At 55.7% G+C, this 13,336-nt stretch carries 11 protein-coding genes; 8 read left to right on the forward strand and 3 right to left on the reverse strand.

The features are described 5' to 3' along the window. The first annotated feature begins 47 nt into the window (after positions 1 to 47). The 4 genes from FRY97_RS03155 (at position 48) to FRY97_RS03170 (ending at position 4,731) form a co-directional block, all read left to right on the forward strand. Positions 48 to 746 carry an ABC transporter ATP-binding protein gene (locus tag FRY97_RS03155; RefSeq protein WP_147165969.1) on the forward strand — a complete coding sequence of 233 codons (699 nt, stop codon included), beginning with the start codon at positions 48 to 50 and terminating at the stop codon, positions 744 to 746. Further along, complete coding sequence (locus tag FRY97_RS03160) at positions 743 to 1,966, forward strand: ABC transporter permease (RefSeq protein ID WP_147165970.1); 1,224 nt, start codon at positions 743 to 745, stop codon at positions 1,964 to 1,966. Before FRY97_RS03155 ends, FRY97_RS03160 begins: the two co-directional genes overlap by 4 nt. Before the next feature lie 6 nt (positions 1,967 to 1,972). Beyond that, positions 1,973 to 3,223 carry an ABC transporter permease gene (locus FRY97_RS03165; protein ID WP_147165971.1) on the forward strand — a complete coding sequence of 417 codons (1,251 nt, stop codon included), beginning with the start codon at positions 1,973 to 1,975 and terminating at the stop codon, positions 3,221 to 3,223. 257 nt (positions 3,224 to 3,480) lie between these two features. Next, entirely contained in the window at positions 3,481 to 4,731 is a 1,251-nt protein-coding gene (locus FRY97_RS03170) for an efflux RND transporter periplasmic adaptor subunit (protein WP_147165972.1), read from the forward strand. 407 nt (positions 4,732 to 5,138) lie between these two features. Here FRY97_RS03170 and FRY97_RS03175 read toward each other — a convergent pair whose 3' ends face one another. Continuing rightward, positions 5,139 to 5,780: a thioredoxin family protein gene (locus FRY97_RS03175; protein ID WP_211356797.1), complete on the reverse strand. Its 642-nt coding sequence runs from the start codon at positions 5,778 to 5,780 to the stop codon at positions 5,139 to 5,141. A gap of 102 nt (positions 5,781 to 5,882) precedes the next feature. Then, entirely contained in the window at positions 5,883 to 8,150 is a 2,268-nt protein-coding gene (locus FRY97_RS03180; protein WP_147165973.1) for a patatin-like phospholipase family protein, read from the reverse strand. A 151-nt stretch (positions 8,151 to 8,301) separates the two neighbouring features. Here FRY97_RS03180 and FRY97_RS03185 point away from each other — a divergent pair, with 151 nt between their 5' ends. The 3 genes from FRY97_RS03185 (at position 8,302) to FRY97_RS03195 (ending at position 12,033) form a co-directional block, all read left to right on the forward strand. Beyond that, positions 8,302 to 8,910 (forward strand): toxin-antitoxin system YwqK family antitoxin, encoded by a 609-nt coding sequence (locus tag FRY97_RS03185; RefSeq protein WP_147165974.1) that lies wholly within the window; start codon positions 8,302 to 8,304, stop codon positions 8,908 to 8,910. Between the two features lie 38 nt (positions 8,911 to 8,948). After that, positions 8,949 to 10,010 carry a type IX secretion system protein PorQ gene (gene porQ, locus FRY97_RS03190; RefSeq protein WP_147165975.1) on the forward strand — a complete coding sequence of 354 codons (1,062 nt, stop codon included), beginning with the start codon at positions 8,949 to 8,951 and terminating at the stop codon, positions 10,008 to 10,010. A gap of 766 nt (positions 10,011 to 10,776) precedes the next feature. Further along, entirely contained in the window at positions 10,777 to 12,033 is a 1,257-nt protein-coding gene (locus FRY97_RS03195) for an outer membrane protein assembly factor BamB family protein (protein ID WP_147165976.1), read from the forward strand. Positions 12,034 to 12,332: 299 nt separating this feature from the next. Here FRY97_RS03195 and FRY97_RS03200 read toward each other — a convergent pair whose 3' ends face one another. Continuing rightward, the gene (locus FRY97_RS03200) at positions 12,333 to 12,803 is read right to left on the reverse strand and encodes a hypothetical protein (protein ID WP_147165977.1); all 471 of its coding nucleotides are present in this window, start codon (positions 12,801 to 12,803) and stop codon (positions 12,333 to 12,335) included. On the opposite strand from FRY97_RS03200, the gene FRY97_RS03205 reads away from it, so the two are divergent. Continuing rightward, positions 12,781 to 13,320 carry an efflux RND transporter permease subunit gene (locus tag FRY97_RS03205; protein WP_147165978.1) on the forward strand — a complete coding sequence of 180 codons (540 nt, stop codon included), beginning with the start codon at positions 12,781 to 12,783 and terminating at the stop codon, positions 13,318 to 13,320. The genes FRY97_RS03200 and FRY97_RS03205 overlap by 23 nt on opposite strands. Positions 13,321 to 13,336: the final 16 nt, after the last annotated feature.

Raw genomic sequence — 13,336 nt, forward strand, 5'->3', positions numbered from 1 at the left:
AGCGCCGTGCTTCTGCATCTTTAACTTTAGCACACCCGGCTCAACTTATGATCAAACTCAACAACATCCAAAAGTCTTACCAGACTGGCCCCAACAGCATGCAAGTGCTCAAGGGCATCGACTTGGAGCTCAGAGCAGGCACTTTCGCTTCCATCATGGGCTCTTCTGGCTCTGGGAAGTCTACCCTGCTCAACATCCTTGGCATACTTGATGACTACGACGTAGGGGAGTACTACCTCGATGGCACCCTTATCAAGAATTTGTCCCAAACTGAAGCGGCACGCTACCGTAACCGTTTTATCGGATTTGTCTTCCAGTCCTTCAACCTATTGCCCTTCAAGACTGCAGCCGAGAATGTGGCCTTGCCGCTGTATTACCAAAAGGTGGAGCGGAGCGAGCGCCATAAGCTGGCCCTTGAGCACTTAGATATGGTAGGCCTGGCCGACTGGGCCGGGCACCTGCCGACTCAGCTCTCCGGAGGGCAGCAGCAGAGGGTTGCCATCGCCCGGGCGCTCATCACTCAGCCCAAAGTGATCTTGGCCGATGAGCCTACGGGCGCCTTGGACTCTAAAACCTCCTATGAGGTCATGGAGCTCTTCAAGAAAGTACACGCAGAAGGCATGACCGTCCTCATCGTGACCCACGAAAACGATATTGCCGAAATGACACAGCAAGTCATACGCCTGCGCGACGGGCTCATTGAGTCTAATGGCTCTTATGCCTCCACAACCTCCACTTCATCATGATTGATATCGACAAGTGGCGGGAAATCCTTAATTCCATTCAGCGCCACCCTTTACGGACCATGCTCACTGCCCTTGGCGTCTTCTGGGGCATTTTCATGCTCGTCATCCTCTTAGGCGCCGGGCAGGGGCTACAGAACGGCGTGGAGTACCAATTCAGGGATGATGCTGTGAACAGTATGTGGATAAGGCGGGGCGTGACCTCCATGCCCTACAACGGTCTGCCCAAAGGGCGGCGCATACAGTTCACCAATGAGGATTATGATATGCTCTCTACCCAATTCGATGGAGTGGAGCATGTGACCGGGCGCTACTACCTCTCTGGCGATCAGGTTACGGTTTACAAAGACAAACGCCTATCCTTCAATACCCGTGCAGTACACCCCGGGCACCGCTACTTGGAAAACACCATCGTTGAGGCCGGCCGGTACATCAACGAAGCCGACCTGGCCAGCAACCGGAAAGTTGCCGTCATAGGCCGGATCGTCCGGCAGGACCTGTTCGGGGAGGAGGACCCCATTGGGGAGCCTATCACCATAGGGGGCATCGTTTACCGCGTGGTGGGCACCTACAGCGACACTGGCAGCGACAACGAGATGCGGATCATTTATATCCCCATCACTACTGCCCAGAAGGTGTACGCCGGCACCGATGAGGTACATCAGCTAATGCTCACCACAGATGGGCTTGACCTGGAGCAGACCAAGGAGCTGGAGCAGGAGGTACGGGCGGCTTTCGCCGGAAAGCATGAGTTTGATATAGCAGACCGCAGGGCGGTCTCCATTTTCAGTGCGGCCGAGGAATTCCAACAGTTCCAAAGCCTATTTGGTGCCATCCGTGCCTTCGTCTGGTTTGTAGGTATCGGCAGTATCATTGCCGGGGTGATTGGCATCAGCAACATCATGCTGATTGTGGTCAAAGACCGGACCAAAGAAATAGGCGTGCGAAAAGCACTTGGCGCTACGCCCACAGCCATCATCTCCATGATTTTGCAGGAGGCCATACTGATCACAGCCGTGGCCGGCTATATGGGGCTGCTAGCCGGGGTGGGCGTCATCAGCCTGATGGAATCCCTTGAAGTGGACTATTTCCGCAACCCGGAAGTCAACCTCAGTGTAGCCGTAACGGCCACCATCGTCTTGGTGATAGCTGGCGCGCTGGCCGGCTATATGCCCGCGCGGCAGGCTGCCCGAATAAACCCGATTGAAGCCATGAAAAGCTAACCACCTATGCTGATGGACCGCGACAGCTGGCAGGAGATCCTGGCCACATTACGAAAGCACAAACTGAGGACCGGCCTGACTGCCCTTGGTGTATTCTGGGGCATCTTCATGCTGGTCTTCGTGCTCGGTATGGGCAGAGGGCTGCAGAACGGTGCATTCCGGGGCTTTGGCGACCGCGCCAAAAACGTCATGTACGTCTGGTCATCCCCGGCGACCATGCCCTACAAAGGCTTTCAGCCAGGACGGGCCCCGCGCCTGCAGCTGCAGGATATCCGGGCTATTGAGACCCACATTGCCGGGATAGAGGAAGTCGCACCCCGCCTCTCCATGAACAGCGTGCCCGTTTATCACCGGGATATTGGCGAAGCCCGGGAAATCAGGGGAGAGCTGGAAGGCATGATAAAGATCGAAGCGCTTAGGCTCTATTCAGGCCGGTACATCAACCAAAAAGATGTGGAAGACGCCCGGAAAGTGGCGGTGCTCGGCGTGAGAGCGGCAGAGGTCATGTTTGGGCAAGCCTCGCCCATAGGGCAGTATGTACGCATACAGGGAGTGGAGTTCCAGGTCGTAGGCACTTTTGGCCCGATTCAGGTCAAGCCCTGGACCGAAAGCGACATGGAAGCCGTGGTCATCCCTCTGACGACCATGTACCGTGCTTTTGGCACAGGCGAGCGGGTGGACTACTTTGTCTGTTCTGCCCGGGAAGACATCCGCGTCAGCCAGGTTGAGCCGCAAGTCAAAGCCCTGCTCAAACAGCGGCACAACATACACCCTGAGGACCCACGCGGCATTGGGGCTTACAACCTTGAGGAGGACTTCCAGAGCATCGTCAGCTTGTTTGGCGGTATCAATGCATTCCTATGGTTTGTGGGCATTGGCACCCTGCTGGCCGGCATCGTAGGGGTGGGCAATATCATGCTCATCACGGTAAAGGAGCGGACCAAGGAGATCGGCGTGCGCAAAGCGCTGGGAGCGCCCCCGGCCACTATAGTGCGCATGATCATAGCGGAGTCTGTCCTGATCACTGCTACTTCTGGCTACCTCGGCCTGATTGCCGGCACCGGCCTCATTTGGGGTATCAGCACCCTCATGCGGGTCAATGAAATAGAAGTAGAGACTTTTTACAACCCAGAAATCAGCCTGACCGTGGGGCTTGGCGCACTGCTGCTGCTCATTCTCGCCGGTGTATTGGCAGGGGTCATCCCCGCCCGGCATGCCGCACAGGTCAATCCGGTAGTCGCTCTGCGCGACGAGTAAGCGGCTGGGCGTGAACCCAAATGCCGCAGGCACCTATGCTATAGCCTGGCATCGGCCTAGCGCTGCGGAGGGGTGGCAAGCCCGATAGGGCCGAGCGGATAGCGAGCCCCAGAGCATAGCGGCACCTGCCATCGTGCCCCCTCCTTGCGGCAGGGGCAGGCCCCTATCCTTACGGAGGGGGCAAGCACAAAAAACGATAATCTGGTTGGCGCCCAAGCGGCTCACCATAACATTCAGAATAAACTAAAGCCAAAGATATGAACAAAGGTTGTCTAATTGGATTCGGGGCCTTCCTGCTGATTGCCACTATCGGCCTGGGCACCTACTTTTACCAGCGCAATACGAGGGAGGCGGAGCAGGTCGAAACAGCACAGCCCGTACAAGCGGATATCATCAAAAAGACGGTAGCTACCGGCGCCATCCGCCCCAGGAAAGAAGTCATGATCAAACCGCAGGTTTCTGGGGTGGTAGACGAGATCTACGTGGAGGAAGGCCAGCTTGTGACCAAAGGGCAGCGCCTGGCACGCATCAAATTAGTGCCTAGCGAGGTCAACATCAATACGGCAAAATCTAATGTGGAGCTGGCGCGGCTGCGGCTACAGGAGGCTCAGCGCGAACTAGAACGGCAGCAGGGCCTGAACCGGCAGCAGCTCGATGTGGAAGAGGCCCGGGCCCGGTACGAAAATGCCCGGCAGGAAGAAGAGCGGCAGCGGCAGCTTTATGACGACGGGGTCATCTCCCAACAGGCCTACAATCAGTTTAAGCTCGACTTTCAGCTTGCCCAGGCTGCCTATGAAAACACCAAGGTGGTGGCGTCCAACAGCATCCGTCAGTTTGAAACAGAAGTGAGCATACGGGAGCAGGAGCTGGAGGCCGCTATCAACAACCTGCAGCTGCTGCGCGAAGGGGCTAGCAGCAACTCCAAGCAGGTGGCCAATATCGTCACTTCTACCCTCGATGGCATGGTCCTCGACCTGCCCGTGGAAGAGGGCACTTCGGTCATTGAGCGCAACAACTTCAATGAGGGCACCAGCATTGCCATCGTAGCAGATATGAACGCCCTCATTTTTGAAGGGAAAGTGGACGAGTCTGATGTGGGCAAATTGCGCGAAGGCATGCCTTTACTGCTCACCGTTGGGGCCATCGAGGATCTCGAGTTCGACGCTACCCTAGAGTTCATTTCTCCTAAAGGGGAAGATGAAGAAGGCACGGTCAAGTTTGAAGTCCGGGCAGCTGTCAAGCCGACTGAAGATGTTTTCCTGCGGGCCGGCTACAGCGCGAACGCCGATATCATACTCGACCGCAGGAAGGAGGTGCTCGCTATTCAGGAGCGCGATGTACTCTACGAAGGGGATACGGCCTACGTGGAGCTTCAGGTTGGAGAGCGGCAGTTTGAAAAACGGCAAGTGGAGCTGGGCCTCTCCGATGGCATACAGGTGGAAGTGCTAAAAGGGCTGGACGGGAAGAGCCAGATCAAAGTGCAGACTAAGAGCGTATTGGGACTTTAGCAATCGGGCTATCCCGCTAGACAGCGGGACACTTTTTCGCTTATACTTCGCCCGAAAATCCTTCCCGCTTTTGTGCATCAAAAGCGGGACTTGGCCAAACTCCGTTTTTCGGGCCTTGTGCAATCAAAAAATTGCTAGTGGTCTGTCAAGTGTTAATTTATGGGTTGAGTGGGAGCGAATTTTGAGGCTAATCAAGGCGGATGTTCCCGCGCATAGCAGCGCTACGTAAGGGGTTGTCCAACGAAGAGTAGCCTCAAAAGTCGCCGCAGGCAACCCCTAGTTTTAGCCTTGACAGACCACTAGTTCTCGACTAGGCTAAGTCTTAAGCCGCCCGGCGGTAGCACAAAGCCAGGCCCCACAGGTGCTGATGGGGGCTGGCTTTGTGCGTTCACGAGGGCAGCAAGCGCTTACTCCTGCAAAGCCATGGCGGCAGAAAGGGCCGCAGCAAACTCGAGCTGAATACTGCGGGTTTTATCCCGTGCATACCACTTTTGGACGTCTTTCACCAGCTCTTGCATCTGCGCTTTACGCTCCGCCTCGTCATTCAGCTCAGCGATGGCAGGCCTGCGCTGCAGCAGCATTTGCTGTACCTCTTCAGGGCGAGGCCCCCAATCTCCGAGCACCCGCCGGCTTTCGCTGTCCAACAAGATGATTTTGGGGATAGAGCGCCCGCCATTGGTCAGGAATGCGTCCATGAGCTCCAGGTTCTCATCCCGCAGCAGCAGGCGCAGGCTGATGTTAGGGTTTTGGCCAGCCAGTTTTGCCAAGACGGGGATGATCTGCCCGGCATCGCCACACCAAGCTTCTGTGAGGGCCAGCCAGGTCATAGGCCGGTCTATTTCGGCCACTATAGCGAGGGCCTCCGGTAACAGGCGGGCAGTTTTGTCCAGGCGAGCCATGCGTGCGATGCTGATCTTGGTGTACTGAAGCATAGCTTCGCTGTGATTTTCGCCTGTAGTTTTGCCCTGTGCAAAGCGCTCGTCCGTCATTTGGCGATAAGCCGGGTAGCTCATCGCCTTTTCCAGAAAAGAAGCCGGGATCATCTTCATTTTTGAGTTGTTATTGGTCAATGCGCCCGTTGTTAGGGTGCTCAATCGTATACGTCAGCTTTTGCCTGCCAAGGCGCCACCTGCCTTGCCAAGCTATAAGAACTAATGAGATGAGCCTGGTTTTGGTTGGCCGCCTATGCCAAGTAAGGCCTCCAACTGTCTCAGGCTGGACTTATTGTCGGGGTGTTGGATGGCACGGAGCACATCCGCTTTTTCCCGGGCGGTGATGTGGAAGGAGATAGAAGCTTCCAGCTTATTGGAAGAGGTAGGGCGGTAAAAAAATGGGATGACATGGAAGCGTTCCTCCCCCAGCAGGTCGTAGAGCAGCCCCAGGCTATTGTCGTGCTCAAATTCTTGGCGGACCAGCACCTTCCCTGCTATCCCTAAGGGGTTAAAGATAGACTCCAAGATCCCCTGCCCCCCACTGGGCGTAATCTCCTCTACTTTATCGGAGCTGCTGATCTGCAGCAGGATCACCCCTTTGGTGTGCTCCAATATCCACTCCCGGAAGACCTGAATGAAGCGGGTAGCAGACACAATCCCATAGTTGTCGAGGAAGCCAGCGTCCATGACCTCGATCTCCGGTTCGCTGGGCAAGTGTACATTGGGTAGGACATAAGGGTAGGTCGCGTTCATGCGCAAGGCAGACAGCATACGGAGGTTGTCAGCGTCCTGGCCGGCAAAAATGCGGCGGAAGTCTACCGCATCTACTTCCACGGCCCCCGGGTAGCGCTGCCCTACCGGTGCCATCATCATGTAGGAGACCCCTTGAGGGGAAATGATCATCCGGCGGGCATCATTGACGATCGAAGGGGTGAGGAAGAGCATAGGCACTTCGGCCAGTGCTTCAGCCCGTTGATAATCGCCTATGCGCTGATCCAGCAGCCCCCTTGTATTTTCATTGAGCTGCTTTTCAAAAATGTAGCCCCGGTCTTTGTAGTAGGTATAGCCATTAGCTTCGAAGGGGGACCAGGGTATGAAGAGGTCATTGGAAACGATGGTAAAAGCGATAGAGTTGACCAAGTCTTTGGCGATATCATCTATGTAAGCAGGATTGCGCCAGTCCAAGGCTTCGCCCTGCTGCTGCCGCCGGTAGAGCTCCCTCAGGTAAGCCATGCCCAGCATGCCCCCTGAGGCCCCGGTCATGAGCACGGTATGCCGCATCAGCTCCCCCTGCAGCAGGCTATCAGCTGTTTGGACAACCTGCATGCTCCAGGTAGCCGATTTGAGCCCGCCCCCGCTTGAGCACTGCAAGACCAGCCAAGGCTTTTCCTGCCCTGTTTTAGCTTTCCAGCGGCTTAGGATAACCTCTGTCGCCGCTTTATCGTCTTCTATGTGGCTGCTGCCTGCTGTTTCGCGCAAGCGCCCCAGCGAGTACTCTGCCCGCAGGGTGTCATAGTTGAGCCCGTAGGCATGATTGCTGTAATTGAACTGCTCGTGGCGGGTCAGGAGGTTGAGCCCCAGCAGCATGGTGATGATGACCGTTATGCTCCATTCTCCAAACCAGTAGATGACGGCGCCCACCAGAGCGGTTAGGATGCTGGCAAGGATGAAGAGGCTGGCCCCCGCCGGTATGCGGAAGGGCCGGTAGTCGACCAGATAGCCGAGGATGAGCAGCACGACCATGCTCAGGAGCTGCAGCACGAGCGCGTTGAGGTGGTTCTGTTTGAAAATACTGCGCAGCAGGCCCGAGTCGTAGTGGGCTACACTGCGCACCAGGCGAGGCTGTAGCGATTCGTTGAGGTAGGTCAGCACCTTCCAGCGGTTGGTATCCAGTTTGATGTACTCCAAGTCTACCTGCCGCCGGCCCGGGGTATAGGAGCGGCTCAGGTGTGGCGGGCGGCTGCGCCAGCGCTCGTAGTAAGAGATATCGCGGTTGGTGAACTGAAAATACAGGGCGTACAGCAGGACCAGGGTAGCGGTGCCCAGCAGGAAGCCCAGCCCATTGAGGAATATTTCCCGGAAGGACAGCCCCTCGTAGTACGCCTGAAAGTAGACCGTGATGGACAGGTAGGCCAGGACAAAGCCCAGGGGGAGCACAAAGTTGTTGATGGCAAACTTAGTGAAGGGGCGCGACAAGGAAGCAAGGAAGGGGAAGTAATGGGCACTGAGCAGGTAGGAGGTCAGGTTCCAGCTCATGAAAAAACTGCCGAAGCCCACCCCTACGAAGTAGAAGCTCCAGAAATTGACCCGCCCCAGGTATTCGGCATCGAGGAAGAGGTACTGAAAACCCAGCTTGCGGGCCAGGGCACCGGAGATGAGCAGGAAAAAAACAGCCCACAAGGAAAGCAACAAGTGGTTGCTGCGCAGGTGCAGCACCAGCAGCTGTACAGGGAAAGCGTAAAAAATACGGCGCAGGCGGTCCTTCATAAGTGGAAAGTTAAGGCTTTGGCTCCAAGAATGCGAGCCCTGGCCCTCTTGTAAAAGTGTTATTTTTGCGCTGTCGGAAATGTAACCCGCCCTTTTCCGTTCATTATGGGAGCGTCAACCTGATCATTTTACCTTTTAAGGCCCGCTAACTATGCTTAGAAATACATTGCCGCTTGTACTTGCGCTGCTCTCTCTTGCCGCCTGCCGCACCAAAGTGGAAAAGGTGGAAGCCGTGGACGCCTACGGCTACACCGAGCGGTATACCCGCAGCCCGGAAGACTATGCCCGGCAAGGGCGCTACCAAAAGCTCGACAGTGCCGGGCAACTCGTAGAGGAAGCCAATTTTGTGGACGATACCCTGCACGGGCTGCGCGCTCTTTATTTCGAAAATGGGGACACCCAGATTGTGGAGCATTATCAGATGGGCACTTTTGACGGGCCTTACCGCGTATACTATCCGGAAGGTGGCCTGCAGCTCGAGGGGCAGTACAGCCAAAATGAAATGAAAGGCGACTGGCTCAAGTACTACCCCAACGGGCAGCTCATGGAACGGGTGCGCTTTGAGAGCAACCTGGAGAACGGCCCCTTTGTAGAGTACCATGAAAACGGCAACCTCAAAGCGGAGGGCACCTATCGCAACGGGGACAAAGAGCACGGCGAGCTCCGCCTCTACGATGAAAATGGAACGCTCGAACGCAAGATGGATTGTGAAAACGGCATCTGCAGGACGACCTGGAAACGGGAAGCCCCTTCTAACTGATCATCCGGGCCATGGCTGCCCATCGAAAACCTACTGCTATGCGAACTTCTACCCGCCTGCTGCTTTTCTTTCTGCCCATGCTGTGCGTGCTCAGCCTGCACGGGCAGATCGGCGGGCTCTACACCTACGAATTCCTCAACCTCTCGAACTCCGCACGGCAGACGGCCCTTGGCGGCACGCTGATCACTGTGCAGGATGATGATGCCAACCTCGCGTTAGGCAATCCAGCCGTGCTCAACCACAGCATGCACCAACAGCTATCCTTCAGCCACAGCTTTATGGTAGCCGGCATCAACCACGGCTATGCCAGCTATGCCCACTACTTTGAGCCGAAGCAGATTACAGGCCACCTGGGAGTGCAGTACATCCACTATGGCACTTTTGACGAGACCAACGAGCTAGGGGAGCGCATAGGCTCTTTTCAGGCCAGTGAATATGCGATCACAGCCGGGGCAGGGCGGCAGGTCAGCGAGCGGCTCGCTCTGGGGGCCAATTTCCGGGCCATCACTTCACAGCTGGCCGGCTACAGCTCTATAGGGCTGGGGCTTGATGCTGCTGCGCTGTACGCCGATACGGCCCGCAACCTTACCGGGGCCCTGGTTTTCCGCAATATGGGCCGGCAGATCACTTACTATGCCGAAGGCAACCCCGAGCCCCTGCCATTTGAGATACAGCTCGGCATTTCCAAACGGCTCCGCTACCTGCCCTTCCGCTTATCGGTCACCTATCGTTACCTCAACCGGTGGAACATCCGCTATGATGACCCCAATGCCGAGCCTTCTCTGCTGTTCTTTGGAGAAGAACAGCCCGAGGAGAGCCGCAGCAGCATCTGGATCGACAACCTGTTCCGGCACTTTGTCTTCAGCGGGGAGTTCCTGCTCGGTCCCCGTGAGAACCTCCGCCTGCGCGCAGGCTATAGCCACCTGATGCGGCGGGAGCTCGCGCTAGACAATTTTGGCAGCCTGGCCGGTTTCAGCTTTGGGCTGGGGGTCAAGATCAGCCGCTTCCGCATTGAGTACGGGCATCAGGCGTACCACCTGGCGGGCGGGCTCAACCACTTGAGCATTTCTACCAATATACGGGAATTTAAAGGGGGCTAAACCACTCGCGTTATCTGGCCAACCTGCTGCTGTTTGCTTTTGAGCGCCCCGCTACATCACTGTGGGCTTTGTTAAGGGGTCGCTTGCGTTTCCTGGCTTCCTAGTGGTCTGTCAAGTGTTAATTTATGGGTTGCGGCACTAGCCTAAAATAGCTTTGTCATGGCCTCACGGGCCTCAAGTTTTTAGCCTACAAATGTAGCATCCAACCGGGCGCAAATCAGATTGCTGCCCTTTTGGCCTGCCCCCTCCGTAAGGATAGGGGCCTGCCCCTGCCGTAATGGCAGGTGCCGCTATGCTGCGGGGCTCGCTATCCGCTCGGCCCTGTCGGGCTTGCCACCCCTCCGCAGCGCTAGGCCAATGCCCCCGTAGAGCCGTAATGGCAGTTGGGCTTGCCCCCCCACACATGCGGTCGGGAAATGCTCAGGCGTGTGCTGCTTGTGGCAGGCATGGCTGTTTTGCGCTTGGCGGATTGGTTTATATTGCAAAAAAAGATGTTCGGTGCCCAAAAAAACGGGTTGGCCGTTTTTTTTGAAATTTTTATTTGCATTGTTTTCTGGCTTTATATAAATTGCATCATTGTTGACATCTAAAACCCATACTTATGCGAACATTAGCTCGCGCTGCGCATTCTGTGCTGCGTATACCCGTACACCCGTACAATTAAAATCTTCCTTACCATTTTATTAGCCCCTTGGAGCTGTTGTAGCTTGCTGCATGCAGCCCCCCACCGCTTGTGTATCAACTCCGCGCCACCAAAACCACGATTATGAAAACACTACGTATACTATCCACCCTCCTGCTAGCGGTTGCTCTCCTGGGCTCCTGCCAGCAAACGGAGGTGAACGTGCCTAGCACGGTGCCCAGCCCTAGCGGGGAAGAGCCTCTGTTGGAGGTCGCTTGGGCTACACGGCTAAATTATGAGAAGGATGTAGCTAATCTGGCCGATGGTGTTTCCTACAAAGATTGGTACATATACCCTGGAGATTTCGACGATCCGGCGACCCTGATGGCCTTCCACAAGGATACCGGTGATAAAGAGTGGGAGCTGTTGTTGAGTGAGCTTTCAGGTAAAGAGATTGGTTACATGTTCCTTTCCGGAGATTACCTTTTGGCTAAGAATGCGCATCATGTCTTTGGCGTGGATTTGCGCACCCGCAGCCTGGCGTGGAGTGTAGACCTCAAGAGCATGGGCATGCGGCTGGGGCGCAGCCACCTGGCGGAGAATGGCAAACTTTATCACTTGGCAGACTTCGGCTGGCAGACGCCTCATCAGGAGGCCCGCCTGTATGAGTTTGAGCCGGCTACGGGGGCTTACCGGCTGGTATATGCTGAGCAGATGGACAGCATCGGGATGAAATACCTTTCACCTCCGGCTTATCATCGGGACGAAGCCAACAATCGGGAGCTGCTCTTATTTAACCACCGGCCTAATGCGGAGAATGTACCTCAGGAGATAAGTCAGCGCCTATATGCTATAGATTTGAGTAGTGGCGAAAAAGTATGGGATGCGCATGTGACGAATGCTTTTGCTTCAAATGGCCTCCACCCGCCAGTCATCTACGACAACCGTATTGTCATCACAGGTGGCGATTGGAGCCTTTATGCGTTTGATGTGCAAACGGGGGAGCAGCTGTGGCGGTACCATTTTGATTACCCTTGGGCGATTTGGGGGTATACTAACCACCTATTGCACGAAGGCAGGCTGTATGTGAACAACAGCCAATTTGACGTATCCTGCCTAAACCCAGAGACAGGGCAGCTGATCTGGAACAACCCGGAGGGCGGGCCTAACTCCTTGAATAATATGGTCTACTACGAGCGTGAAGATTGGCTGGTGTTCACCTCTTGGGGCTATGGCTCTGTGATGGTGCTCGATGCCCTGACGGGGGAGACTTTGCACCGGGAGCGGGGGTATAATTATTCTACGTACAACAATGATGTAGTCTACGACGAGGCCAGGGATATGTTCTTTACGAGCACGTTCAGGCACGCTGTGGGCTTTAAGCCGCGCTCGCCGGAGTGATAATAACTGCAATATGTTGAGCTAGGAATAAGCGATACAAATAGCCTGAAACGAAGCCGGCCAACTCGCCACGCGTAATGCTGTGGAGCCTTTCGATACGGATGGTACGGCCATCACCTGTAAAGGTCATAGGCTATCTAGCAAAGGGCGAAAAATAACGTCCACACCTTACGGCAAGGCCTGTGTCAAGCGCCATGCCTACCAGCCTGCTTGTGAGGGCGCGTGCTATGTGCCTGCCGACATCACAGCAGCCTGGTAGGCAAGCCGGCACTGCGGCTGGCCAAGCTGCTGTCTAGCGGCTATTGTGAAGGCTCCGCCAGGAAATTGTCCGCGCGGTTTAAGGAGAGCATCATGAAGTCGAAGTGAGCATAGACCTTGTACGGGATGTGAGTTTGCGCATCAGCCGCCACGCCAAAGGTGTAGAAGCCGCTGCCCTTACGCCATTGCGGAAGGGGTGAGCCATTGCGGAGCCAGCTCAGTGAGCATAAGCCGGGAGGGTGCGATGATGCACCTGCTTGACGCTTTGCCGGGCAATCGTAAGGGCCAAGCGGGCTATCGGGAAGCGATGTGCGGCGTGATGGCCGACGGCGGCCACTTTGTTTAAATACGAAGGTTGGCAATAGCTGTCGATTATTTAATAATCCAATCCGTCTGTAATATTGTCGGATTTCTAGGGAGCAGGCACCAAGCAGATCAGGTTGGCAGAAACTTGCGTAAATTACTGCTGCCTGCTTAACAGAGCACTCAATGCGCACCTTCACGACCTTCATACTATTTGCCTGCCTGACCGTAATTGGGTTTGCACTGCTGCCCTTGCTATCAGTACAATGGCTGCCTTCAGGCCAGCAATCGCAAATGAGTATCGAGTACAGCTGGCCGGGCGCCTCACCAAAAGTGCTGGAAGGAGAAGTGACCAGTGTTTTGGAAGGCGCATTTGGTTTGGTAAGAGGCGTTGAGAACCTGTACTCCATTTCCCGAAAAGGCACAGCCAGTATCACCCTGGACTTAAAGCCTGGAGTGGACATAGATGGCGTCAGATTTGAAATCGCCTCCAAAATCAGGCAAATTTATCCATCCTTGCCAGCCGGTGTCAGTTACCCGCAAATCAATGCGCACAATGCCGAAGAGGATGCCCTGGACCGGCCGGTACTGCTCTACTCCCGGGCGCAAACCAGATTGTCGTTTTTCTGGATGGGGCCTGCCCCTGCCAACGGGCAGGTGCCGCTATGCTGCGGGGCTCGCTGTCCGCTCGGCCCTAACGGGCTTGCCACCCCTTCGCAGCGCTAGGCCGATGCCAGCCTGA

The sequence above is a fragment of the Phaeodactylibacter luteus genome (genome assembly GCF_007993045.1).
Lineage (GTDB): Bacteria > Bacteroidota > Bacteroidia > Chitinophagales > Saprospiraceae > Phaeodactylibacter > Phaeodactylibacter luteus.